The sequence below is a fragment of the Methylocaldum sp. MU1018 genome (assembly GCF_053646775.1).
Window position 1 is genome coordinate 2,058,935 of record NZ_CM132195.1, and the last position, 24,942, is coordinate 2,083,876.

Annotated in this window: 21 protein-coding genes and 2 tRNA genes; 11 read left to right on the forward strand and 12 right to left on the reverse strand. The window is 56.0% G+C overall.

Features of this window, described 5'->3' with window-relative positions; genetic code table 11:
- Positions 1-94: 94 nt before the first annotated feature.
- The 4 genes from uvrC to ACWJKU_RS09500 all read left to right on the forward strand — a co-directional run bounded on the left by uvrC (position 95) and on the right by ACWJKU_RS09500 (position 2,753).
- On the forward strand, positions 95-1,933 hold the full coding sequence (gene uvrC / locus ACWJKU_RS09485; protein ID WP_454142066.1) for an excinuclease ABC subunit UvrC: 1,839 nt from the start codon (positions 95-97) through the stop codon (positions 1,931-1,933).
- A complete protein-coding gene (pgsA, locus tag ACWJKU_RS09490) occupies positions 1,930-2,559 on the forward strand; it encodes a CDP-diacylglycerol--glycerol-3-phosphate 3-phosphatidyltransferase (RefSeq protein WP_454148090.1) in 630 nt (209 codons plus the stop codon). The genes uvrC and pgsA overlap by 4 nt, the downstream gene beginning before the upstream one ends.
- A tRNA-Gly gene (locus ACWJKU_RS09495) sits at positions 2,550-2,625 on the forward strand. The genes pgsA and ACWJKU_RS09495 overlap by 10 nt, the downstream gene beginning before the upstream one ends.
- 54 nt (positions 2,626-2,679) lie before the next feature.
- Positions 2,680-2,753: transfer RNA gene (locus ACWJKU_RS09500), tRNA-Cys, on the forward strand.
- A gap of 756 nt (positions 2,754-3,509) precedes the next feature.
- Here ACWJKU_RS09500 and radA read toward each other — a convergent pair.
- Genes radA through ACWJKU_RS09515 form a run of 3 tightly spaced genes read right to left on the reverse strand, consistent with a single transcriptional unit; the run spans position 3,510 to position 6,782 of the window.
- Positions 3,510-4,892 (reverse strand): DNA repair protein RadA, encoded by a 1,383-nt coding sequence (gene radA, locus ACWJKU_RS09505; protein WP_454142067.1) that lies wholly within the window; start codon positions 4,890-4,892, stop codon positions 3,510-3,512.
- Positions 4,883-5,623 carry a class I SAM-dependent methyltransferase gene (locus tag ACWJKU_RS09510; RefSeq protein ID WP_454142068.1) on the reverse strand — a complete coding sequence of 247 codons (741 nt, stop codon included), beginning with the start codon at positions 5,621-5,623 and terminating at the stop codon, positions 4,883-4,885. Before ACWJKU_RS09510 ends, radA begins: the two co-directional genes overlap by 10 nt.
- 40 nt (positions 5,624-5,663) lie before the next feature.
- Positions 5,664-6,782: a PQQ-dependent sugar dehydrogenase gene (locus tag ACWJKU_RS09515; protein ID WP_454142069.1), complete on the reverse strand. Its 1,119-nt coding sequence runs from the start codon at positions 6,780-6,782 to the stop codon at positions 5,664-5,666.
- 134 nt (positions 6,783-6,916) lie between these two features.
- On the opposite strand from ACWJKU_RS09515, the gene htpX reads away from it, so the two are divergent.
- The 3 genes from htpX to ACWJKU_RS09530 all read left to right on the forward strand — a co-directional run bounded on the left by htpX (position 6,917) and on the right by ACWJKU_RS09530 (position 9,728).
- Positions 6,917-7,810, forward strand: a complete 894-nt coding sequence (htpX, locus tag ACWJKU_RS09520) for a protease HtpX (protein WP_454148092.1) — start codon at positions 6,917-6,919, stop codon at positions 7,808-7,810.
- An 82-nt stretch (positions 7,811-7,892) separates the two neighbouring features.
- Positions 7,893-8,867, forward strand: coding sequence for a CAF17-like 4Fe-4S cluster assembly/insertion protein YgfZ (ygfZ, locus tag ACWJKU_RS09525; RefSeq protein ID WP_454142070.1), 975 nt, complete (start codon positions 7,893-7,895; stop codon positions 8,865-8,867).
- A gap of 21 nt (positions 8,868-8,888) precedes the next feature.
- On the forward strand, positions 8,889-9,728 hold the full coding sequence (locus ACWJKU_RS09530; protein ID WP_454142071.1) for an HDOD domain-containing protein: 840 nt from the start codon (positions 8,889-8,891) through the stop codon (positions 9,726-9,728).
- 50 nt (positions 9,729-9,778) lie between these two features.
- Here ACWJKU_RS09530 and ACWJKU_RS09535 read toward each other — a convergent pair whose 3' ends face one another.
- The 3 genes from ACWJKU_RS09535 to apaG form a co-directional block, all read right to left on the reverse strand.
- The gene (locus tag ACWJKU_RS09535) at positions 9,779-10,894 is read right to left on the reverse strand and encodes an AI-2E family transporter (RefSeq protein WP_454148094.1); all 1,116 of its coding nucleotides are present in this window, start codon (positions 10,892-10,894) and stop codon (positions 9,779-9,781) included.
- Positions 10,895-11,177: 283 nt separating this feature from the next.
- Positions 11,178-12,005, reverse strand: coding sequence for a symmetrical bis(5'-nucleosyl)-tetraphosphatase (locus tag ACWJKU_RS09540; protein ID WP_454142072.1), 828 nt, complete (start codon positions 12,003-12,005; stop codon positions 11,178-11,180).
- A 2-nt stretch (positions 12,006-12,007) separates the two neighbouring features.
- Entirely contained in the window at positions 12,008-12,385 is a 378-nt protein-coding gene (gene apaG / locus ACWJKU_RS09545; protein WP_454142073.1) for a Co2+/Mg2+ efflux protein ApaG, read from the reverse strand.
- Positions 12,386-12,755: 370 nt separating this feature from the next.
- Between apaG and ACWJKU_RS09550 the strand changes: the two genes are divergently transcribed.
- The 4 genes from ACWJKU_RS09550 (at position 12,756) to ACWJKU_RS09565 (ending at position 18,263) form a co-directional block, all read left to right on the forward strand.
- Positions 12,756-13,265, forward strand: coding sequence for an ankyrin repeat domain-containing protein (locus ACWJKU_RS09550; RefSeq protein WP_454142074.1), 510 nt, complete (start codon positions 12,756-12,758; stop codon positions 13,263-13,265).
- A 27-nt stretch (positions 13,266-13,292) separates the two neighbouring features.
- Positions 13,293-14,660: a UDP-N-acetylmuramate:L-alanyl-gamma-D-glutamyl-meso-diaminopimelate ligase gene (gene mpl / locus ACWJKU_RS09555; RefSeq protein WP_454142075.1), complete on the forward strand. Its 1,368-nt coding sequence runs from the start codon at positions 13,293-13,295 to the stop codon at positions 14,658-14,660.
- 551 nt (positions 14,661-15,211) lie between these two features.
- A complete protein-coding gene (locus ACWJKU_RS09560; RefSeq protein WP_454142076.1) occupies positions 15,212-17,005 on the forward strand; it encodes a glycosyltransferase in 1,794 nt (597 codons plus the stop codon).
- A 439-nt stretch (positions 17,006-17,444) separates the two neighbouring features.
- The gene (locus tag ACWJKU_RS09565) at positions 17,445-18,263 is read left to right on the forward strand and encodes an ABC transporter permease (protein ID WP_454148096.1); all 819 of its coding nucleotides are present in this window, start codon (positions 17,445-17,447) and stop codon (positions 18,261-18,263) included.
- A gap of 763 nt (positions 18,264-19,026) precedes the next feature.
- Here the strand turns inward: ACWJKU_RS09565 and ACWJKU_RS09570 are convergent.
- The 6 genes from ACWJKU_RS09570 to ACWJKU_RS09595 all read right to left on the reverse strand — a co-directional run bounded on the left by ACWJKU_RS09570 (position 19,027) and on the right by ACWJKU_RS09595 (position 24,934).
- Positions 19,027-19,935, reverse strand: a complete 909-nt coding sequence (locus ACWJKU_RS09570) for a glycosyltransferase family 2 protein (RefSeq protein ID WP_454142077.1) — start codon at positions 19,933-19,935, stop codon at positions 19,027-19,029.
- A gap of 177 nt (positions 19,936-20,112) precedes the next feature.
- On the reverse strand, positions 20,113-20,865 hold the full coding sequence (locus tag ACWJKU_RS09575; RefSeq protein WP_454142078.1) for an ABC transporter ATP-binding protein: 753 nt from the start codon (positions 20,863-20,865) through the stop codon (positions 20,113-20,115).
- Between the two features lie 3 nt (positions 20,866-20,868).
- The gene (locus ACWJKU_RS09580) at positions 20,869-21,648 is read right to left on the reverse strand and encodes an ABC transporter permease (protein WP_454142079.1); all 780 of its coding nucleotides are present in this window, start codon (positions 21,646-21,648) and stop codon (positions 20,869-20,871) included.
- 15 nt (positions 21,649-21,663) lie between these two features.
- Positions 21,664-22,824: a hypothetical protein gene (locus ACWJKU_RS09585; protein WP_454142080.1), complete on the reverse strand. Its 1,161-nt coding sequence runs from the start codon at positions 22,822-22,824 to the stop codon at positions 21,664-21,666.
- Positions 22,825-22,839: 15 nt separating this feature from the next.
- Positions 22,840-23,784 carry a class I SAM-dependent methyltransferase gene (locus tag ACWJKU_RS09590; protein ID WP_454142081.1) on the reverse strand — a complete coding sequence of 315 codons (945 nt, stop codon included), beginning with the start codon at positions 23,782-23,784 and terminating at the stop codon, positions 22,840-22,842.
- A 31-nt stretch (positions 23,785-23,815) separates the two neighbouring features.
- Positions 23,816-24,934 (reverse strand): sulfotransferase, encoded by a 1,119-nt coding sequence (locus tag ACWJKU_RS09595; protein ID WP_454142082.1) that lies wholly within the window; start codon positions 24,932-24,934, stop codon positions 23,816-23,818.
- Between the last annotated feature and the right edge of the window lie 8 nt (positions 24,935-24,942).

Genomic DNA, 24,942 nt, shown 5'->3' on the forward strand with positions numbered 1-24,942 from the left:
TTTTTCCGAAAGCGGGGCGACAGAAGCTCGGACTGCGTGTCCCTGCCCGTTCAGGATTATAATGATCCCTTATCGACGAATTGGCCTGTCTGTCATGAATTTGCGCGAAGACGCCCCGTCCTTCGACATCAAAGCTTTTTTGGAAACGCTGACCCAGTTGCCTGGCGTGTACAGGATGCTGGACGAAAAAGACGAAGTGATTTACGTCGGCAAGGCGAAAAATCTGAAAAAGCGGGTATCCAGCTATTTTTCGGGCAAAGATTGCTCGCCCAAGCAACAAGCCATGGTGGCCCGGATACGCTCGATCGACATCAGGGTGACGCACACCGAAGGCGAGGCGCTGCTTCTCGAAAGCCAGCTCATCAAGCGCCACAAGCCGCGCTACAACATCAATCTGCGCGACGACAAGAGCTATCCGTATATCTATGTTTCGACCCATCAGCCGTTCCCTCGCGTCACCTTCCACCGCGGCGCCAAAAGCAAGCAAGGCCGCTATTTCGGGCCTTATCCGAGCGCCGGCGCGGTTCGGGAAAGCCTGAAACTGCTGCAGAAAATCTTCCCCGTGCGCCAGTGCCAGGATCCGTATTTCCAAAACCGTTCCCGCCCCTGCCTGCAACACCAGATCGAACGCTGCACTGCGCCCTGCGTGGATCTGATCGATCACGAGGCCTACGCCCAGGACGTGCAGGATACCGTGATGTTCCTGGAGGGCAACGGCAAGCGGTTGATCGACGCTCTGGCCGACCGCATGGAAAAGGCCGCAGCCGATTTGCAGTTCGAGCGGGCAGCGCGTTACCGCGACCAGATCGCCGCCTTGAGAATGGTTCTGGCCAAACAGTCGGTGCACGGCGAGCACGGCGACGTCGACATCATCGCCTGCGCGCTCAACGGCAATGTCGCCTGCGTGCAGATGCTGTTCATTCGCGGCGGACAGCAGATCGGCGACCGCGCCTTTTTCCCGAGCATGCTGGAAGAGCACGATCCGGGCAGCATTCTGGCGGCGTTCATCTCCCAGTATTACCTTGGAAAATTGGTTCCCCGGGAAATTCTCATCAGCCACCCGATCGAGGGTGCCGAGTTGGTCGCGGAAGTGCTCGCCAGCCAATCGGGCCATGCCGTGCAGATTTCCGCGCGGCTCCGGGGCGAACGGCAGAAGCGCCTGCAGTTGGCGCTCATCAATGCCGAAAACGCCTTGAATGCGAAATTGGCGAACCGCCAGGACCTGTATGCGCGTTTTCTCAGCCTGGGCGAGGCGCTGCGCTGTCCGGAGCCTCCGAAACGTTTGGAATGCTTCGATATCAGCCATACCCAGGGCGAGCAAACCGTCGCCTCCTGCGTGGTATTCGACCGGCAAGGTCCGGTCAAGTCCGCTTATCGGCGCTTCAACATCGAGGGGGTCACGCCCGGCGACGACTACGGCGCCCTGGCGCAGGCGGTGTCGCGCCGTTACCAGCGAATCAAGCAAGGCGAGATCGAGGCACCGGACATCCTGTTCATCGACGGCGGCAAAGGTCAGGTCAATGCCGTGCGCGCGGTTTTGAGCGAACTCGGGATGGATGGCATTCGCACCGTGGGCGTGGCCAAGGGTCCCGACCGCAAGCCGGGCATGGAAACGCTCTTCCCCGCGGGCTCGTCCGATGCCATCATCCTGCCCAGCCACTCGCCCGCGCTGCTGTTGATCCAGCAGATTCGCGACGAAGCCCACCGTTTCGCCATCACCGGGCATCGCCAGCGTCGGGCCAAAGCCAGAAAACAGTCCGCGCTCGACGATATCGCCGGATTGGGTCCCAAGCGGCGCCAGCAACTGTTGCGTCAGTTCGGCGGCCTGAGGGAAATCAGCCGCGCCGGCGTGGACGCCTTGAGCAGCGTCGAAGGCATCAGCGCTCAATTGGCCAAGCGCATTTACGAAACCTTCCACGAGAGAGAAAGCTGAAAATGGAGTTGAATCTCCCCACCAATTTGACGTTGCTCCGGATCGTGTTGATCCCGGTCCTGGTCGTCTTCTTCTACCTGCCGTGGAGTGGCGCCCACATCGCCTGCGCGCTGATTTTCACCATCGCCGCCGTAACCGACTGGCTGGACGGCTATCTGGCCCGAAAAATGAGCCAGACCACCCGCTTCGGCGCTTTCCTCGATCCGGTCGCCGACAAATTGATGGTGGCCGTCACGCTGGTGCTGATCGTACAGGCCGATCCCAGCCCTTACGTCGCCATCGCCGCGGCGGTCATCATCGGGCGCGAAATCACCATCGCCTCCCTGCGCGAATGGATGGCGGAAATCGGACAGCGCAAGCGAGTGGAAGTCTCCTGGCTGGGCAAATGGAAAACGACCGCCCAGATGGTCTCGATCGTCATACTTTTGCTCGGTATGGACATCTGGCAAGAACTCCTGAAAAACCTCGGCCAGTTTTTCCTGCTGATTTCCGCCATTCTGACGCTTTGGTCCATGGTCAATTACCTGAAAGCGGCATTGCCCGCTCTCAAAGGCAATAACGAAGAGTTGACAAAAACTCCGGCGATCCCTAAAATTCAAACTCTCAACAGCACGACGCGGGAATAGCTCAGTTGGTAGAGCACAACCTTGCCAAGGTTGGGGTCGCGAGTTCGAGTCTCGTTTCCCGCTCCAAATTCAGAAAGCCGCGATAAGAAACGCGGCTTTTTACTTTCGCAAGCCCACTTAGGCTGAGTGGCAGAGTGGTCATGCAGCGGCCTGCAAAGCCGTGGACGCCGGTTCGATTCCGACCTCAGCCTCCAAAAATCAGTTCTTATTCTCATATAAGTCTGGCGCTTTTTATTGCCAAATTCGGCGAAAAACGGGTAAAAATTCCTTGGAGTGTGGCAAAAACCACGCATCAACCGCCCGTTTGTCCGTCGACGCCGATGCAACTATCAGACAGCGAAAAACAGGAAATCGGGAAGTCGTCATCCGCCGATCTGTCTTGCTCAAGCCTCATTACGCAACTTTCGATACCGAAGCGGAGGCTCTGCCTCTTATGCCCGGCGGATCGAAGCGATGCTCGATCAGGGCACCATTCCCCAGGCCCTTCAGACCGAAGGTAAACCCAAGACGTTTGGCGATCTCATTTCCCGCTATACGGGGCCCTCGCAGAAAACGGAACGAAAAGTACGCTAAGCCGCCGTCATGGCAACGCAGGCCGCGCCGCGCCCACCGCAAGGGCGTAACGAAGTAGAATCCAGGACTCATGCCGTCTCGTTCATCGACCACTCCTCCCGGATTCCGTTTCACTTCATCAGGCTACGTGCTGAATCACGGATTTCGGGAACTAATGAATTCCGCCCATGACCTGCTTCAAACCGGTTTTCCTGCGAAAACAAAGGAACTCCTCGGCTCCAGGACCGTTCGTCACGAGCTTGGTGACGTTTGGGTTCAGGCACGCTCCAATGTAAAGCCTGCTGTCTCGGTCCCGGAGGATTTGTGCCGATCTGCACGGCGGAACAACCCCCAGTATGCGGGCAGGGATGGTCCGGCCAGAGCCGCATCGTTCTCGATCACAATGCGGCCAGGGCATCACGCAGGCTTCTTACCGGCACGATCTCCAGATTCTTGATTCCCCCTTTGGCGATATTCTTGGCGGGCGCCAGCGCATGGGTAAACCCGTGTTTTGCGGCCTCCTTGAGCCGCTCCTCGCCGTTCTGAACCGGCCTGACCTCGCCGTTGAGCCCCAATTCGCCGAACACCACCCAGTCCTTCGGGATCGGACGGTCCCGGTAGCTGGACACGACCGCCAGGGCCACCGCCAGATCGCCGGCGGTTTCGGTCAGGCGCAATCCGCCCACCATATTGACGAAGACGTCCTGGTTGAACAACGGAATTCCGCCGTGCCGGTGAAGCACCGCCAACAGCATCGCCAGCCGATTCTGCTCCATGCCCACGGCGACCCGGCGCGGCGTCGGCGAATGGGATTCGTCGACCAGCCCCTGAACTTCGACCAGAAGCGGACGGCTGCCTTCGCGCATCACCATCACGACGCTGCCCGGAGCGTCCTCCTCGCCGCGCGACAAGAACAGCGCCGACGGATTGCGCACTTCGCGCAGCCCGGTTTCGGTCATGGCGAACACGCCGAGTTCGTTGACCGCGCCGAAGCGGTTTTTGAAAGCCCGGATCACTCGAAACCGGCTGCCCGAATCGCCCTCGAAATAAAGCACCGTGTCCACCATGTGCTCCAATACGCGCGGACCGGCCAGAGCGCCTTCCTTGGTGACGTGGCCCACCAGAAAAACGGTCGTCGGCGTCTGCTTGGCGTGCCGAACCAACTGTGCCGCGCACTCCCTCACCTGGGCCACGGAACCCGGCGCCGACTGCAATATCTCGCTAAAGGTGGTCTGGATCGAATCGATGACCAGAACTTCCGGCCGGCTTTCGGCCGCGACGGCCAAAATCCGTTCCAGCGAGGTTTCGGCGATGATCTGAACGCCCGCGCAGGGAAGCTGCAATCGCTTGGCGCGCAGGCTGACCTGCCGGATGGATTCTTCGCCGGTGACATACAGCACCCGCTGACGCTCGCTCAGCGTGGCGACGGTCTGGAGCAGCAGGGTCGACTTGCCGATGCCGGGATCGCCGCCGATCAGGATCGCGGAGCCGGTTACGAGTCCGCCGCCCAAGACTCTGTCGAATTCCTCGATCCCGGTCGGCGTTCTGTAAATCTCTTCGGCTTCGACGTCGGCAAGCGATACCGGGGAGAGCCTTTCGACGACCCCCGCATAGCCGGCAAAGCGGGAAACGGACGGAGCCGCCCGGTCCTCGACGCTTTCCACCATCGAATTCCAAACGCTGCACGCCGGACACTGCCCGGACCATTTGGTCTGGGCATGGCCGCATTCCGTGCAGCGAAACAGGATCTTCCGGTCTTTGGCGCCGCGGCTTACGGCCATGGCTTGCACCCGCTGACCAAGGCGTTCACTTCGTGACGGAAATGCACCGTCACGGCATCGAAGCCGATCTCATGCATGCTGTTCAGTCCCGCCGCGAGGGGCATCACGTGATCGGGAGATTCGTCGCTGAAAAGATGGACGATCCACTGCTCCAGAAGATCGATCCGGTTCAGGGCGGTAAAGGTGCGGAAATATTGCCTGACCTCGTCCTGGATCGACTGCAAATGGGCCAGGGAATCATCCAGGGCATAACGGTCGCCGTTGACGAATATCCCTCCGGGTTTGAGAACGCGAAAGATTTCTTCGAGCACTCGAAGGCGATAACCGTTGAGAAAATTGTGCAGCGTGTAGGCGGTGGCCACGATATCGACGCTTGCGGACGGCGTGTCGCGCAGATGGGACAAGGCATCGTTCTCGACCAGCCGGAGCCGGCCGTGTTCCAGGACTTCGGCCAGATTCCGCCGAGCCTGGTTCAGCATGGTCGGCTCGTTGTCCACCGAGGTCATGATCGTATCGGGCCTTGCATGGATCAGGTTCAGCGTCGTCACCCCGGTGCCGCAGCCGAGCTCCAGCAAGCTCAACGATTCCGCCGGAAGCCTGGGCGTCCACCCCGCGACAAATTCGCCGACCCGACGGCTCACGTCGGCGGCGGCCGGGCAAATCCGCTTGAGCATCTCGTATTCTTCCCCGATAGGGCCGGAAAAAAGTTTTTCAGCAGTCACATCGTTCATGATCGATCTTATGGGTTGAGGATTATGGGTTAACATCGGTTCACGGCCGATAAGCGATGCGGTAGATCGCCCCGGCCTTGTCGTCCGATATCAAGAGCGCTCCGTCGGGCATCTGCAAAACATCCACCGGGCGGCCGAGCACTTTGCCGTCCGGTTGCAGCCAACCCTCGGCAAAAACCTTTTCGTTTACCGGCCGGCCTCCCTGGAATTCGACCGTCACGACCCGATAACCGTCCGGCGTGCTCCGGTTCCAGGAGCCGTGCTGGGCGACGAAAAGCCGGCCCCGATATTCGGCGGGAAATTGCTTGCCCGTGTAAAAACGCGTGCCCAGCGCGGCGGCATGGGCCGGAAACGTCCATGCGGGCGGCTGGAATTCGGCGCAGTTCTTGCCCTTGCCGAAAGAGGGATCGGCGATGTCCTTGCCGTGGCAGTACGGAAATCCGAAATGAAGTCCGGGCTTCGGCGCATGGTTCAGTTCGTCGGGCGGTACGTCATCGCCCATCCAGTCGCGCCCGTTGTCGGTAAACCACAGCTCTTTCGTTTCCGGATGCCAGTCGAAGCCGACGGTGTTGCGGATGCCGCGGGCGTAAATCTCGAAATTGGAGCCCTCTTTGTCCAATCGGGTCAGGGTCGCGTAAATCTCTTTCTCGGAGAGGCAGACATTGCACGGAGCACCCACCGGAACGTAAAGCTTGCCATCGGGACCGACGCGCAGATATTTCCAGCCGTGGTGCGCATCCCCGGGATAACGGTCGAAAACGACCTCCGGCTTGGGCGGAGGCGCGAGTTGCCGCTCGATGTCCTTGAATTTCAAGATGCGGGACAATTCGGCAACATACAGATCGCCATCGGCAAAGGCTACCCCGTTCGGCATATTCAAATCCGCGGCGACGACGTCGACCCGGTCGGCTTTGCCGTCCCGGTCCGGATCGCGAACCGCATAGACCTTGCCCTCGTCCATGCTGCCCACGTATACGGTGCCGTCATTTCCCAAAGCCAGGGACCGGGCATCGGGAGTCCGGTCGGTATAGATCGCGATGCGGAACCCCGGGGGCAACTTGATTTCCCCCAGCGGGCTTTCGGACCGGGCATCGCAGCAGAGGGCCAAACCGATCGTGAACGCGGCGAGTCTCAGCCAAGAATGTTTGGATGCTTCCATGACCTTTCCCTCGATGAACGGAGCGGTTGCTGAAAGTGTCGTGCGGCAAGACTGTATAAACGGCGGACGACTTGATTTTTAACGCGGCGCCTCCAAATATGGTAACACCCACAAATTTTCATAGGTGATCGGCAATCATGCGAATATTTCTCTTCCTGCTCACCAACGCGGCGGTGCTGCTCCTGATCAGCATCATCTTCCACCTTTTGGGGCTCGGCAATTTCCTCGGTCAGCGCGGAATCCATCTGAATCTCGATAGCCTGCTCTTGATGTCCGCCATCATCGGCATGAGCGGTTCCTTCATTTCGCTGATGATGTCCAAATGGATGGCCAAGCAATCCATGGGCGTTCACGTCATCGAACAACCCGCCAATCAGACCGAACGCTGGCTGGTCGAAACCGTCCATCGCTTGGCTCGGCAGTCCGGCATCGGCCTGCCCGAGGTGGGCGTTTTCGACGCCGCGGAACCCAATGCGTTCGCTACCGGCATGAACAAGAACGCTGCCCTGGTGGCGGTCAGCACCGGCCTGCTGCACCATATGAACGCCGACGAGGTGGAAGCCGTCCTGGGACACGAGATCAGCCACGTCGCCAACGGCGATATGGTCACCCTGGGGCTCATCCAGGGCGTGGTGAACACATTCGTGTACTTCTTCGCCTCCATCGCCGGCCATGTCGTCGACCGGGTCGTGTTCCGCTCGGAGGACGACCGCGGCGGCTACGGACCCGCCTACTATTTGACGCAGATCGTAGCGCAAATATTCCTCTCCATCCTTGCCACGATGATCGTCATGTGGTTCTCCCGCTGGCGCGAATTTCGCGCGGATGCGGGCGGCGCGCGGCTGGCCGGCCCGGCCAAGATGATCGGTGCGCTGAGAGCCTTGCAGCGGGCCCACGACCATAGGGATTTGCCCGGCGAATTCGCGGCTTTCGGGATCAACGGCGGCTTGGGCTACGGCTTCAAGAAGCTCTTCATGAGCCACCCTCCGCTGGAAGAACGCATCGCCGCTCTTCAAAACCTGCGTTAACGTCGAAAGTCCTGTCTGCCCGCCCGAGAAATCCATCCGGGCGGGCTTTTTTTATTGATGACCGATCGAAGGAACAACACCCATGAGCGACGAGTGGTCGACTTTCCTGAACGAAAACGCGGCAACTCCCGAACTGCCGGTAGACGCAGGACGGTTCGCATTCTGCGGCCTGACCGATTCGGGGTTATTGCGCGTTTCCGGCGAGGATGCGGAGACCTTTTTGCAAGGTCAGTCCACCTGCGACATCGCCGGCCTCAAGCCCGGCGAATCCGGCCTGGGCGCTTTCTGCAACCCCAAGGGCCGGGTTATCGCGAGCTTTCGCATTCTCCGCCAGAGTGAGAGCTACTATCTTCTGGTTCCGACCGATCTGGTCGAAGCGATACACAAGCGCCTCAGGATCTATGTCCTGCGCTCGAAGGTTTCCATAGAAAACCTGACGCCGCAGCGGGGATTCATCGGCCTCTTCGATAGCGCCGTCGAAACGGTCTCTTCGGATGTCGCTATCGGCGATATCGTGACGATTCCCATCGGCCGAAATCCCGGGCGTCGTTTGATTGCCGCGGAGACGGACGCCGCCAAGCGAATCTGGCAAGATCTCCGGTCGTCGCCCGAATTCACCGCAGTCGCCCCCCGAGTCTGGCGCCTAAGAGATATCGAAGAGGGGCTCCCGAGCGAAACGCAGAACACCAGCGAAGAATTCCTCCCGCAGATGCTCAATCTCGACGTTTTGGGCGGCATCAGCTATCGCAAGGGGTGCTACACCGGGCAGGAAGTCGTGGCGCGAACGCATTTTCTCGGAAATCTCAAACGCCGCATGTTTCGTCTGCGGGCCATTGCCGAGCGCGAGCCCGAGCCCGGCGATCCGCTCTATCGATCCGACGGACAACGGGTCGGCCAGATCGTCGCCGCGGCGCCCGAAGCGGAAAACACGTTTCAACTCCTGGCGGTCTTGCCCGCGGACCACGCCCACGACGCGGATCTTCGCCTCCTTCGGCCGGACGGTCCCGCCGTCGAATTTCTGACCTTGCCCTATACTTTCGACGTTCAGACCTCGTAATCCCACCAGAATTCTTTCACGATGAATCTCAAAAACGAGCAGATCTTTCTCGATTACATCAAAGCCGCGATCGAGAGCGACAAACTGCAACTGCCCACGATTCCCGAAGTCGCTCTGAAGGTTCGTCAGGCGATCAACAAGGACAACGCATCCGATGCCGAGATAGCCGAAACGATTTCTTCCGATCCCGCGCTGTCCGCGCGATTGCTGCATGTCGCCAACAGTCCGTTCTTCAGGGCTAGGCAGAAAATCGACAATCTTCAAACGGCCATCACCCGAATGGGGCACCACGCCATTCGCAGCCTGGTGATCAATCTGGCGATGAAACAAGTTTTCAGGCCCAGTTCTCTGCTGCTGGAAGGTCATTTCCACGACATCTGGCAACACAGCCTCAACGTGGCCGCCGTGTGCCGCGCCCTGGCGCGGCGCGTCCGTCCGCTCGACCCGGATCAGGCCATGCTCGCCGGGCTCATTCATCAAATCGGCAAACTGCCGATCCTTACTCTGGCGGAAAAGTTTCCGGAGTTGCAGGAAGACCATGCGGTGCTGGAGAGCCATCTCGATCATTTGCACACGCAAATCGGCAAAATCATCATGGAAACCTGGGAACTTCCGGACAGCCTGAGCCGCGCGGCGTCGGAGTACACGAATTTCGGGAGGGATTCAGGCCCGTCGCCGGATTACGTGGATCTGGTCCAGGTCGCTTATTTGGAAAGCGTCACGGTCGCGAAAGCCGCGCCCGAAGTGGATCTGTCGAGCGTGCCGGCCTTCGCGAAGCTCGGGCTCGACCCCGAGATCGAAGTGCTGGAAATCGAGGGCGTCGCCGCCGAAGTCGAAGAGGCGCAGCAACTGTTTGCGTGAACAAAAAGCCGAATTACCGCGTTTCAGGCTGTCTGGCGACGCGGATCGGTTCAGGGCCGGTCGCGCGGCGCGGACTGCAACCATTCGCGCCAGACGGCCATGCCCACGGCCAGGATGACCGGCCCCACGAATAGACCGATGAAGCCGAAGCTGGTCAGTCCGCCCAGAACCCCGAACATCACCACCACGAACGGAATGCGGGTGGTACGGCTGATGACGAGCGGCCGGACCAGATTGTCGATCCAGCTCACGACCAACGCCCCCCAGAGAAATAACACGACTCCGGCCCCATAATCCCCGTTCAGCAGCAGCCACAGGCTTGCGGAAACCCAAACCACGACCGTGCCGAAAGGGATCAGCGCGAAAAACGTCGTGAACGCGGCGAGAAGGACCGGCGCCCGGATACCGACGATCCAATAACCTATGCCGGCCATCACGCCCTGGGCTATGGCCGTCAGCACGATTCCGTACACGACCGCCTTCACGGTCACTTCCGCGGTGGACAGGTACTCGTCGGCCCGCTCGCCCAAGGCGAGCAGCAAGCCCCGGCGAACGTCGCGGATCAGCCGATGCCCGTCGCGGTAAACGAAAAACATCAGAAATACGGTGAAGAAGAGCTTCGCGGCGATATAGCCGACTCCTTCCAGCATGCCCACGAGCCTTCCCGAAAGCCGGGTCAGCCAAGGCAATACGTACTGCCGCATCAAGCCTTGCAAGTCATCGAACTGATCGAAGATGAATTGCAATTCCGCGCCGAGAACGGGAATACCGCTCACCCATTTCGGCAACGCCGGTTTCAGGTCCAGCCAGGTCGGCAAGCGCTGGAAGAACTCGACCGTCTCGACCTGAAGAACGACGGTCAGCCCGATAAACGGAATGACCAGCAAGGAGCCCAAGAGCACCGTCATGGCGAACGCGCTGAAGCCGCTTCGCCCTTCCAGCAACCCGGTCAGTCGAGCATGGAGCGGCCATGTCGCATAAACCAAAATCACGGCCCAACCTATCGGCTCCAAAAAATCGCTCATGACCCGAAAGGTCAAAAACGCCAGAACCGCCAGGAAAAGACCCAGCGTGATAAAGCGAAGAACCCTGTCGATGGTGAGTCTCCCGACGAGATGAAGCCGATTTATTGACCTGGCCTTCGGCGGAACGGCCGGGCCACCGATGGATCCGACAGGCCGCGCTTTTTCAGAGCGCCTTTACGCCTTGAACGGCATTCCGCGCTCGTGTCGTCTGTAGGGGCGATTTGAGCCGCCCACGTCCGTATCGAAAACGCCCTGACCGCCTCACTCCGGCTTTCCGCCCAGCGGTAGCGGGCGCTTTTACGGCACTCTCCGGAGGAAAAGGGCTTTTTCGGAGTTTCCTTGAAGGCCGGGTTAATAAGCCCGAGCGTTCGGTTGAAGCATACGAACAGCGACGGTTCCCCTAAAATAGCGCGGGCGCGCAAAGTCAAAACGGTTTTTGATAGCCGCCTTTGCAGCAGGACACGCTGATCCGTTGCTTCTCGCCGTCGAGCCTTAGCGCCGTCAATTCCCCGCCCCACAAACAACCGGTGTCGAGCCCGTAAACGCCGTCGTCCGCATAAAACCCCAGCGTCGACCAATGGCCGAAAACGATTTCGACCCCGGCGCTTTTCCGGCCCGGCACCTTGAACCACGGCATCAGATGAGGTGGTTGCGTCCCCGGAGCGCCTTTTTGCCTGAAATCGGTGCGTCCCTGCCGATCGCAGTAGCGGATCCGGGTGAAACAGTTGGTGATGAAACGCAGCCGGCTCCAGCCCTGCAAGGTTTCCGACCATAGATCGGGCTGATCGCCGTACATCTGCCGAAACAGCTCGATGAAATCATCGCCCCGCAGGCAGCTCTCCACCTCCTTGGCGTGACGCTCGGCGTCTTCCGCACTCCACTGCGGCGGCAAGCCCGCGTGAATCAGGTAAAATGCCCCGTCCCGATGCAGCAAGGGACGGCGGCGCAGCCAGTCGACGAGAGCGTCCCGGTCGGGAGCGTCAAGCACATCGGCGAACGTGTCCCTGTGCTTTGTTTTCGACACGCCGTGCGCCACCGCGAGGAGATGCAGATCGTGATTGCCGAGCACGGCGACGGCCGCATCGCCGAGGGACCGGATCAATCGCAACGTTTCCAGCGATCGAGGGCCGCGGTTGACCAGATCGCCGGTGAACCAAAGCCGGTCCGCGGCCGGATCGAAACCGATTTTGTCGAGAAGGCGCTGAAGCTCGGCGAAGCAGCCTTGGATATCGCCAATTGCGTATATCGCCATCGCTAGTGCAAAGTGCGCGGAATGGCCAGGGTAAACACCGGTATTTCGGCATCGAAATGCTGTCCGTCATCGGCGATCATCAGGTATTCGCCGCGCATGCTGCCCACCGGCGTTTCGATCATGGCGGCGCTGGTATAGCGGAAGGATTCGCCCGGCGAAAGACGGGGCTGTTCGCCCACTACCCCTTCCCCGCGGACTTCCTGTATCTTTCCGTGAGCATCGGTGATGATCCAGTGGCGGGACAATAGTTTTGCAGGCACGTCACCCGTATTGCGAATAGTGATGGTATAGGTAAAGACGTAGCGATTCGTCTCGGGGGAGGATTGCGCTTCAAGGTAGCTGGTTATGGCCTCGATATCGATGCGGTACTTATTGCTCATGACAGGGACGATGGTTACAAACGAGTGTTTTTTCCGATAGTTTAAACGGAAGAACGTTCTTCAAGTATCCTTGACGCCTGTTTAAAACATGTAGGAAGCTCTGAAAAAGCCTCTCCCTCCGGGACAATGCGGTTAAGTTAACGCGTCATTCCGGCAGGGATTGCCGGAATCCGGAGCACAGGGAAGTGATACGCCTCTGCCTGGAAGGGGGGTGGGTGATGGTCTGCCGGGTCGATCGGTGGCCCGGACAGCTCCGCCGAATTGGAGATTCAATCGGAGCTGCCTTAACGCCTATTACAACCTCGCGGATGATTTGTAGATTGTTCGGCAACTTCAGAGAAAATCTTCTCGAGTCGAACCGATTTTCGCTATGTTGAAAAAAGCCTTGCTAGCTCTTGCGCTTCTCGCATCGGCGCCCGCTTCGGAGGCGGAAGATCCGAATCAGGCCTTGTTCGCCGCGGCCGCAGCGGGGCAGTTGGAACGCCTGGATTCGCTGCTCGCGCGAGGGGCGGACGTCAACGCCAAGAACGGCGCCGGCCGCACGCCCCTGATGGGCGCCGCGTTCTCGGGCAATGTCCGGGCGATCAGAAAGCTATTGGCGTTCGGCGCCGATCCCAATACGGCGGACAAGCGAGGCGTGACCGCGCTCATGGAAGCCGTCGCGCAAGGCTACGAAGACGCCGTTGGAGCCCTGATCGCCGGCGGAGCGGATATTTCCGCGAAGGACGATGCGGGGCTTACGCCCGTGGATCGGGCAAAAAAGAGCGGGCATGGGCGGATTGCCGCGCTATTGGAACAAGCCGCGGCGGTAAAGCCCGCCGCGATAAAACCGGCGGACGAAACAGCCGCGAACAAACAACCGGACGACGTTGCGAAATAACGGATCGAAACCTAAGAGGACAGGATCGTGCACATTCATATTCTGGGCATCTGCGGAACATTCATGGGCGGGTTGGCGATCATGGCCAAACAGATGGGCCATCACGTCACCGGTTCCGACCAAAACGTTTACCCCCCCATGAGCACCCAGCTCGAAGAGCAAGGCATCGCGCTCATGAAGGGATACAGCCCGTCGAATCTGGAACCGGCGCCGGATTTGGTGGTCGTGGGCAATGCCATTTCCCGCGGCAATCCGGAAATAGAAGCGGTGCTCAACCGCGGGCTCGCCTACACCTCGGGCCCCCAATGGCTTTACAACGATGTGCTGAAGAACGCCTGGGTGCTGGCCGTGGCGGGAACGCACGGCAAAACCACCACATCGAGCATGCTGGCGTGGATTCTCGAAAGCGCGGGGCTCAAGCCCGGCTTTCTGATCGGCGGCGTTCCGCTCAATTTCGGCTTGTCCGCGCGGCTCGGCGAAGGCCGATTCTTCGTGGTCGAAGCCGATGAATACGACACCGCCTTCTTCGACAAGCGCTCCAAGTTCGTCCACTACCGCCCGCGTACCGCGGTCCTCAACAATCTCGAATTCGACCACGCCGACATTTTCCCGGATCTGGCCGCAATCCAGCGGCAGTTTCACCATTTGATACGCAGCATTCCGGGAAACGGCTTGATCATCGCGCCGGAGTCGGACAAGCCTCTCGTCGAGGTTCTGCAAATGGGCTGCTGGACGCCGGTCGAGAAAACGACTTTGGAAGAAAGCGCCGAAACCGCACTCTGGCGCGGCGAGCTGCTGGCGCCCGACGGCAGCCGCTTCCGGATTTTCCACCAGGGGCGGCCCAGCGGCATCGTGGAATGGAGCCTGACCGGCCGGCATAACGTGATGAACGCGCTGTCCGCTATCGCCGCCGCCCGCCACGCGGGAGTCGATCCCGAAGAAGCCGCGGCCGCCCTGGGCACGTTCCGAAACGTCCAACGCCGGCTGGAAGTGCGCGCCTGCGTCAACGGCATCACGCTTTACGATGACTTTGCCCATCACCCCACGGCCATCGCAACGACGCTCGAAGGCTTGCGCGCCCGCGTCGGCAACGCCCGCATCATCGCCGTGCTGGAACCGCGCTCGAACACCATGCGGATGGGCGTTCATGCGGACGCGCTTGCCGATTCGCTAAAGGCAGCCGATCACTCCGTCATTTTTCAGCCCGACGATCTCGGCTGGGATGCGGAACAGGCCACTCGGGGAACCGGGCGCATCGGCGTCTGCCGTTCGCTGGATTCGATCGTGGAGCGACTGGCGAGCGATGCCCGCTCCGGCGATCACCTGGTTTTCATGAGCAACGGCAGCTTCGGCGGAATTCATGAGAAGGTCGAAGAGGCTTTACGGCGCCGCTGACCGGCGCCGCACCTCCGTTCGGCCGCATCACATCGACTCTATTCATGGATCGGCCTTCAAGGAAACTCCGAAAAAGCCCTTTTCCTCCGGAGAGTGCCGTAAAAGCGCCCGCTACCGCTGGGCGGAAAGCCGGAGTGAGGCGGTCAGGGCGTTTTCGATACGGACGTGGGCGACTCAAATCGCCCCTACAGACGACACGAGCGCGGAATGCCGTTCAAGGCGTAAAGGCGCTCTGAAAAAGCGCGGCCTGTCGGATCCATCGGTGGCCCGGACAGTTCCACCGAATTGGAGATTCAATCGGAGCTTCCTTGACGAACTCATGGTTATCGCTTCCCGATGGTCGTAAATGCGAAAATACCCGTTTCCGACACCCTTCTCCGGAGAGAATGGGATGAGAGCCTTTCGCTTCAAAAATAGTGACGTAATGCATGTGCTTAGACCGGAGAGTCGATCAGAGCCTCCTCGATGCAAACCATTCATTCAACAATCATTTTTCGTTTAGCATAGAATCTCGGGATCGAACATCGAGGAGTATCCAGGAATTGGACGCCATGAAGCAGGTTTCCGTCATCATCGTTAACTTTAACGCCGGCAAGTTTCTTTCCGACTGCGTGCGCTCGGTGCTCGCATCCACTGCGCCGGTCGAGGTGATCGTCGTCGACAACCGATCTACCGACGCGAGCCTGGATATCCTGCGCCAGGACTTGCCCGGCGAAGACCGGCTGAAGATCATCGAGAATCAGCAAAACCTCGGCTTCGCCAAGGCAAACAATATCGCCCTACCCTTCGCCCGAGGCGATTATCTCCTGTTTCTGAACCCGGACTGCCTGATCTGCCCCGAAGCGCTCGCCAGAATGCTGGAGATCATGGAAAACCGTCCGCAAGTCGGAATGGCGGGCTGTCTGATCCGCAATCCCGACGGCAGCGAACAGGCGGGCTGCCGGCGCGCCGTACCGACACCGTGGCGGACCTTCGTCCGACTCACCAACCTATACAAATTCTCGAAGTACCATCCCAAGCTGAACAGCTTCATCCAGGCGGATACTCCGCTGCCGCCCGAACCGGCGGAGATCGAAGCGATTTCCGGCGCGTTCATGCTGGTGCGGCGCAGCACCCTGGAACAAGTCGGCCCCCTGGACGAAGGCTATTTCATGCATTGCGAGGACTTGGACTGGTGTATGCGATTCCGCCAGGCCGGATTCCAAATCCTCTTCGTGCCCGACGTCGAAATCCTGCACGTGGGCGGTGTTTGCAGCAGTTCGCGCCAGGCTCGGGTCGAATACTACAAACACAAAGGCATGGTTCGCTTTTATCGGAAATTTTTTCGCCACCAGTACCCGGCCTTTTTAATGTGGCTCGTCATGCTGGGTATCGGGATTCGATATCTCATAAAATCGATCGCGGTTATGATTAATCAGAAAAAAAAATTCAACGCCGCCGGCGCGCCCTCGAACGCTTCCCCCGAAGCGATCGGATCTCCCAAACATGACACCCCGAAACGGCGCGCAATCGTTACCGGAGCCACCAGCCTGATCGGCGATTTTTTGCTGCCCGCTCTGGTTCGAGCCGGTTTCGAGGTTCATGCCATAAGCCGAAAACCGCCCGTTTCGCCGGTTCAGCGGCACATTACCTGGCATCGACGGGATATCACTCGCGAAAGGCCGGCTCAGAGCCACGGCGCCGAGCTATTGATTCATTTGGCCCCTTTATGGACCCTACCGCCGATGCTCGACGAGCTCGCCGACGGCGGCATGAAGCGCATCATCGCCTTTAGTTCGACCAGCCTTTTCACCAAAGAGCACTCGGGATACGAGCAGGAGCGGCAGATGGTCGCCAGACTCAAAAAAGCCGAGGAGGATTTGCGAACGTTTTGCGAGAAACGGAATATCGCCTGGACCATCTTTCGTCCCACCATGGTCTACAGCCTGGGACGGGACAAAAACGTCACGACCATCGCCCGCTTCATCAAACGATTCCGATTCTTTCCCCTGGTCGGAGCCGGCGACGGATTGCGCCAGCCCGTCCACGCGGAAGACCTGGCGTCCGCCTGCATCGAAGCCATCGACAATCCGAAAACCTTCGACAAACCTTATAATTTGAGCGGCGGAGAAATTCTGACCTATCGGGATATGGTAAACCGGATATCCATGCATCTCGGAACGACGTGCAAGATTATCCACATCCCTCTGCCGCTGATGAGATTCGCTCTGGGCTGGCTATCGACTCTACCGGGTTACAAAAAGGTAACCCCGGAAGCCGCAAATCGTATCAATTTCGATATGTGCTTTGATCATTCCGATGCGGTTTTAGATATTAGATTTAAACCTCGAAAATTTATATCATAAGTAATTAAACCTTATGAAATTGGGTAAAACTAGGCTTTTTATTCGCTATAAAATGATGACAAGAATCGCTACATCTTGGAATAAATCAGAGATTCCTTAGTCACACCCATTCCTTATTGACGCAACGAGCTAACGGCGTTAGGGAAGCTCTGAACAAGTTGATTCCGTTCGTCCTGAACCTGTCGAAGGACTTAATCAGAGCTTCCTTAAAGACTAGACTAGGGCAATTCCAGTAGATATCGTATTATCTTTGCACTCAATGCCTGAGTGCTTCGCGCCCCTTTCAAGGTTCATCGATTTCTACGTACAAAATTTTAACCGCTGCATTGTTCAACATGATCTATGCCCCAACTCTCGCAAAGACGACACAGAGCTTAGGCTTTGCACGGTCAAAGGCAAACAAAGCACTACCCCTCAACAATCGAAACACACACGCTTGATGCAGAACTTCAGCCTTGCTCCCCGCGAGATGATAACCACCATTTGGCGTAACCAAGTTCTCATTAGAGCGCTCATCAAGCGCGAAGTTGTTGGCCGCTATCGCGGTTCTGTCCTTGGCATACTGTGGTCGTTCTTCAACCCGGTATTCATGTTGGTTGTGTATACCTTCGTCTTCAGTGTGGTATTCAAGGCCCGATGGAATGGCGGCGGAGATTCAAAAACGGAATTCGCGCTCATACTCTTTGCCGGTTTGATGGTATTCAATCTTTTTGCCGAATGTGTTAATCGGGCGCCTGGCTTGATCATTTCCAACATCAATTACGTCAAAAAGATCATTTTTCCGTTAGAGATTCTGCCGGTGGTATCTTTTGGAGCGGCTATATTTCATACCGCTATCAGCTTTGTTGTGTGGCTATTATTCTTCCTGCTCTTTTTGGGCCTGCCACCGATCACAGCGCTATTGTTACCAATAACTATTTTCCCTCTGATGTTGTTTACTCTTGGGCTTACCTGGTTTCTTGCCTCATTAGGCGTCTATTTGCGTGATGTTGGACAATTCATCGGCATCATAATTACTGCACTCATGTTTTTAAGCCCCATTTTTTATCCGGTTTCCGTGCTGCCCGAGGAATATCAACCATTTCTGCTCATTAATCCGCTTACTCCGATGATCGAGCAAGTCAGAGATATTTTGATTTGGGGAAAAGCACCTGATTGGTATTCCCTTGTTGGCTATTTTGCCGCCTCTGCCGTTATTGCATGGTTGGGTTTTGTTTGGTTTCAGAAAACAAGGAAAGGGTTTGCCGATGTTCTCTGACATTAATAAAGTTCCCTTCCCTCCTTAGGGCGCTCTATTACCCAGAAGCCCTTCGATAGAGTAGCTATTGAACTTACGGGCACCTCGAAAAACCGTGCACTTCGACCCGCTCGGTGCGAACGGTTCCCATCGGATCGATCGGTTCCGTTCGTACCGCGCCTGCCGAAGCCTCAACGGGGCAGGTTTTTCGAGGCGCCCTTACGGTTCCGTGGCGTGGGCGATGGAAGAATTTTCGAGGCGGCGCTGGGGCCCTGCGTTTGATAAAACGACTGATTCGGCTGGTGATGACTTCTTGGCCCACCTGACGAAGAGTATTCCCCTGGTTTGAGGAGGGCTGGCGGAGACCAAGGCGGCCTATCGCCTACTGGCAACAAAGATGGCGGTCTGATGGACCGTGCCGGAGACTCATGGCGTGGACCGTTTGGAGCGCGCCCTGTGATCTATCTCTTGATCGCCTGTCGGATTCTGTACCTGATGACGCTAGGCCGGAACTGTTCCCCGCCGGCCGTGCGAGGTCGCCTTCGCGCCCGAGGAATGGGCGACGCCTGGTTGATGACCCAACGCCGGCCATCGCCTACGCTGGGCACGATGATCCGCCTAATGGGGGGCTTCGAGGGTTCCTGAGCCACAAGGGCAATGGCCACCTCAGTCTCTCAGGAGGGGATGATGAAACTCATGCCTACGTCTAGGCGTTCCAATAGGCGTTCCAAACCATCCGGGACATCTATGGCACCGCAAACACTTGTGGGTAATGAGGTGCCTTTCAACTGACCGGCCCACCCTTATCAAGTATCCCATGCCACAGCCCCAAACTCATCATTCGAAAATGCTCCACACGCGGTCTAGCAAAGAGCGTGTAGAATCCATACTTCAGCAATAAGCGCCATCCATCCACCAATTTCCAGTTCAAGGGAACCCAAGCTTCTCTATACAATAGAATGGCGTTGCGGAAATGAAAATAATGCCTGAGTGGGGTGTGCAACGGAATTTTACGACCGAAAAATTCAAGCGGATGCTCCCCTAGATTATGCTGCATCTTGGCAGCGCATACGCCATAACTTTGCAAACCGTGTTTGCGAGCCCGCAATCCCCATTCGATGTCCACATAGTCGATGAACAAGTCGTCACGCATGTCTCCCGCCGTATCCAGAACAGACAATGGAATCAGGCAACCCGAGGAGATCAGATAATCCACGGGTACAACCGAGCACTCCGTCGCACACGCATATCGCGTTAAATGCAAGCCGCTTACCCGGATAAATGGCGGCGGGTTTTCTTGCCGCGAATCGACATAGCGTGGCCCAGCCGCAGCCGCATCCGGATAGTTTGCAAGCACTTCCAAAAGTCTAATCACCATATCAGATGCCGGCACACTATCTTGATCAAGCAAAAGAACGTGAGTTGCACCGACTTCTCGAGCGACAGCGATACCGGCATTTTGGGCCGTAGCGACACCTTGGTTATGCCCCATAGATACGAAGGAAAGGCGATTGATATCTATACCGCAGAGCGCAAGGTGAGCCGGCAAATCTTCAGGCGCTTCATTAATGACCAGCACACACGATGACACTTGAGGTAGCGTCGACCGGACAAGCATCCCAAGTCGATCCAGATCGGGGCGGTAGACAACAACTATAGCCGCAACCCTGTGATTCGAAGTAATCACATTCACAGTAAGCTCAGTAGAACAAAGTTACAGCGCTTTCGAATTTGCTCGGTTACCGTGAGTGAAAGAATTTTCGTGTAAACGAGCTTAGACACTAAGTCAAATTTCAGGGCATACAAATCCGGAGCTTCAAAATCAACTGTCGCTTTCAGGATGAATGGCAACTGATTTGATTCCGACTTCCTAGATACGTGCTCTATAAGCAGCAAGCGTATCGGCCATTGAGCCCAGAAATCGTGCCTGGCCGCCATCGAGATAAAGACCGCGGTTGCAGATACGTTCGAGTAGCTGAAGATTGTGTGAGGCGAGTACCAAAATGCGTGACTTGTCCACCAGTGCGCGCATATGCGCCTCCGCTTTAGCGTTGAAGGTCTGGTCGGTCACGCTCAGCCATTCATCAAGCAGCAATATGTCAGGGTCGATGGAGATCGATAATGCGAAATTGAGCCGCATCAACATGCCGGACGAATAGGTGTGAACCGGCATGGCAAGATAATCCCCAAGCTCGGATATGGCGGCGACCTTTTCGGCGAATGCCTCATAATCATGCCTGGAGACGCCGAGCAGAATGGCTCGGGAGCGGATATTCTCGTACCCTGTAGCATGGGGATCAAGCGCGACGGATGGATCGATGATCGCCGCAATGCGGCCCTTAGCACTCACAGACCCTTGTTGCGGCCGATAGATGCCGGCGAGAATACGCAATAACGTCGATTTACCCGAACCATTGGCGCCGACGATGCCTAGCCGGTCCCCCTCGTGCAAATCAAAAGAAAGTGAGGAAATCGCCTGGACGACAAAATGGTTTTTCGCATCGCGCCCGAGCCGACCACCCGTACCAAAGGAGATCAGCTCTTTCCTGAGCGATTGTCCGCCCACGCCATAGACTCTAAAAGCCAGCGAAACCGCCTCAATAATAAGATGTGCGCTGAACATTTTTTACACCAGATAAGGAACACGATGGCCAGCGCGGCGAATGAGCCAAACTGCGACAAACGCGGAGACGAGATTACCAGTGATGAGGAAACCCCAAGTGAGTATCTCTGGCGCCTGTCCAAGAAGCGGCGCGCGAATTGCCTCGATCATATGATAAAAAGGGTTGACATCGGCCAGGATTGCCTTGCGTGCAAGCATATCTTTCAGGAACATGATGGGCGTGACAAACATAACTACCTGGATGATGCTGGTCACGATATGCGGGACGTCGCGATAGCGCGCACAGACGATGGCAAACGACAAGCCTATCGTAAACAACAAGCCGCAGACGAGCAAAAGCCCTGGGAGAACGAGCAGCGTATTGAGATTTGGCCAAATACTGAAAATAATGGCGACGACAAGGTAAACGATAAAATTATGCGCCATGAGCAGGCTGTTGCGTGTTAGCACTCGCAGCACATGGATACCGAGCGGTAAGGGCAGATTACGAATGATCTGCGCATTAGCGGTAAAGGCAGTACAGGAGTCCGTCATCACTCCAGCAATGAACCACCAGGCGAGAAACCCGGTTGTCACATGCGGCATATAGACATTGAGCGGCAAATCGAAAACCGTCGCGTAGATGAGTGACAATGTACTAACCAAAATGCCTAAATTGAGAACCAGCCAGAGCGGTCCCAAAAGCGAACCACGATAGCGCGAGCGTATGTCCTGGCGCCCAAACCACAGCCAGACCGGCCAATGCATCAGGGCGGATGCGAGTGAAGTAGCAGCAGACGGCATCGGATCAAATCTCCGTCAGGCACGACCGATTGCGAATAAAATGCGCTTGAACCCGCGTATCGAGATCGGAAGCGCTTTTGCCCTCAGATCGTCGCTCATTGCGGTCAACTCTTCTTCCGAGTAACCGCGCACCAGTCGGAGAATATCGGCGATCTGGTGTGTCCCGCGATACGCAAGATCACGTTTTACAGGCGCATCCAAAAGCTGATTAGCAGCAAGACCAACAGTATGCGTTGGATTACCAAGTTCGCAGATTTTGATAAGTAATTCACTCAAAACATTCTTGATCCAATCGGCGGGGATATCTTGCTTATCAAGCAGCCTACCATTCTCAGGCATGATGCCTAAGAAAATTCCGACTCTCTTTAACTGTTCTGAATATCGCATAACAATTTGAGCATTTGCTAACAAAGCAGCCATAAGAAAGATCATATCCTCTCTGCCAATCTCATCAATTCGTTGCGAAAGAGACCTTGACGTCACCACGGAAAATGGCAAAAATCCCCATTTTATCAAGGCATTGCTCAAACCAAACTCGCCTTTGAGGATCGTGTGTCGGCGACTATCAAAGGGCAAATAACTATCCCAATAGTTTCTGAAATTCGTACTGTTCAACGCAACATTGTCAAGCATGATAAGGAACGATTGCGCGTGATAAATCGGCTCATAGCTTTCATATAAGCATGACCAGTGCTTGCCGCAATTCGTCATTCTCTCGATCAATGCGGTCGTATGTTTATTGAAGTAGAGACTGTCATTGACGAGCATAAGATTTTTCACTTTTTTCGCGAGAGTCTGTCGGCTCAACAACGTCAGAATCAATGCTTTCCATACGCCAAAATCCCGGCCGCGCATCTCCCGAGGGACGATATGAATTTGTGGAAATTCCTCCTTGAGCCACGCAACCGTATCCTCCTTTGCGACGGCAACAACGACGATGTAATTATTGGCCAGAAGCGCTTCCACAAGATGGCGCATCGAGAATCGAAGGATATTAGTCGGATGCGGTGTGACAAACGCTAGGCGTTCCACACCTTCTTCTTCGATTCTTTGGAATAAATCTTCATAGTTGATTACCCTGCCGAAAACAAGGCGCGGCAAATCGGCGAGATACGACCAGAGATCATAGGAAAAAGCGACGAAATGCAACATGGCTCGGAGGATATAGTGCTTCATGCCATTATCCTGCAATCAAAAGTAGTCTCGCTGGCCATTACGCCCATCATCATGATCCGGATAGGCCGACGATACGACTTCTGAGAGCGAAATATCCCATGCCACCTGAGCTGGGCCAACTTTACGAATCTTAACAGCCGAACACTGGCAAACGGCTGATCGTTCCGCGTCGCGTGCGTTGCTTCGATAAATAAAAGGCAAAATGAACGCCTCATAATCCATGGTGGATTCGATAATTTCAAACCCGGTTTTTTCGTTGAAAATGGCACTCCAAGCCGTATCAGAGAAGCGCCAGAAGTCCCAAGGCATATCGTGGACGCCGAGCGTCTGGTGAGAATGGATAAGGCCAATCCCGCCTATTTTAAGTACCTTATTAATTTCGATCGCTACTTTCCATGGCATGAGAAGATGCTCGAATACACTTACCGAGTAGACAGCATCAAACTGCTCCTGTTGGAAATATTTGCTCAATTCATGCGCATCCCCAACGACATCGACATTAGCACCAGGGAGAATATCAAGAACTGTGTAATCAACGCCGGGAAAGTCCAATTGACGATCCAGGCCGCTACGCGCTCTACCCCCAATATCGAGAACACGTGCTCTTGGCAGAGATATGATGGTATCTACAAATTCTCTAGCAAGTTGAGATGATCTGTATCGCTGTATCCTATCCGATGCCAAATCTAACAAAGAAACTCGTTGGCACCATCCATTTTGGGTAACAAATTCTAGCTTGATGTCTTCATCGAAATTCTCGGTATTGCGAAGTGCCTGTAGACGAAACCCTTTATTCGGGCCAAGAGAACTTTCCACTCCCCCATGGGAGACTCCAATCTCTGACACATAATCACGCACAAAACGATCTACAATTCGTACTTCTTTTAGGCTGTCAGTATGGTGATAAAACCAACCGAAGATATAGATTGTATTGTGAAATTTTGTGATACTGTCAGTCATGAATTGATAATCGTTTACGATCATTGCTGCCTCAAAATTCTGATTCTTTTTTTTGCGTTGATGGACAATATCCAGCTAAATCGCGTTGCTTATTTTTCTCTGACCAAACACCACTACTGAACGGTATATCAGGTGTTACAATCCCTTTGTATCTCCATTCCATAGCGCCTTTGCTGAGTGTACTTCGCAACTTAACGATATCCTGTGCCCACCATTCCGGCAGTCCTCCGATACAATCGGCCAACGCCCAGGCCTCTCGCTCACACCAATCTGCAATCCACTCAATTACCCGATAATCTACACGGAGGAGCGAATCTGCATTATTAACCGCTGGCAAGAGCCAGTCCGGCGACAAAATGAAATCCGAATCCAGAAAATTTGCTAGAGAAGAAACGAACTCGTGCTGATGATTTACGATGTCGTCAAGGAATCCGACGAATATCTGACTTTGAGGTATATGGGCAGACCATTTTTTCAAATGGTCATTAGCACGAGAGTACGCGAGCATCCCTTCGAATTGGCTTTTTATACCGTCCTCACTATCACCGCTATCGAGAAGCTTTTGAAAAAGTTTCCAATCAAATAATAGCTCCGCCACAGGCGCGCTATATTTCTTTCCCCAACCGAAGTGCGAGATGAGGCGACTTAAGGGATTCCTAAGAAGAAATATAACCCGCACGTTTGGCATCTTCTGGGCCAACAGAGCGATTGTGTCAGCCGAGCACGTTTCACTATAGCTCGGGGTTATATCGGCAAACTTTTTTGGATACGGCCACTGGAAAAGTTGTTCGTACCAGTCCCAATTCCGTTCACTAAAGAGAAAAAGGTTCCACCACTTCAACTGTTGCATTGCGGAATCAGGCAACAAATGTTCCTTAAGCAAACCGAATTGTTCAACGAAGGTGTTGAATTCCGGTCGCCAGATTACTCTACCAAATTCCAGCAGGGCCTCATTATTTTGGTTTACATCAAAATTCAGCCGTTGATCTATATTTGTTGATCCAACTTGTTCATATACGTCAAGAAAGTGGAGTTCCTTAACCGGCGCGCGCCATATGTCGGAGAAGTGGCCGAAAAGTTCGTACAGCCAGGTCGTTCCTGCTTTCATTTGGCCGATGCAAATTATCGGGAATTGTTCCGACGGCGTCATTTAGCACT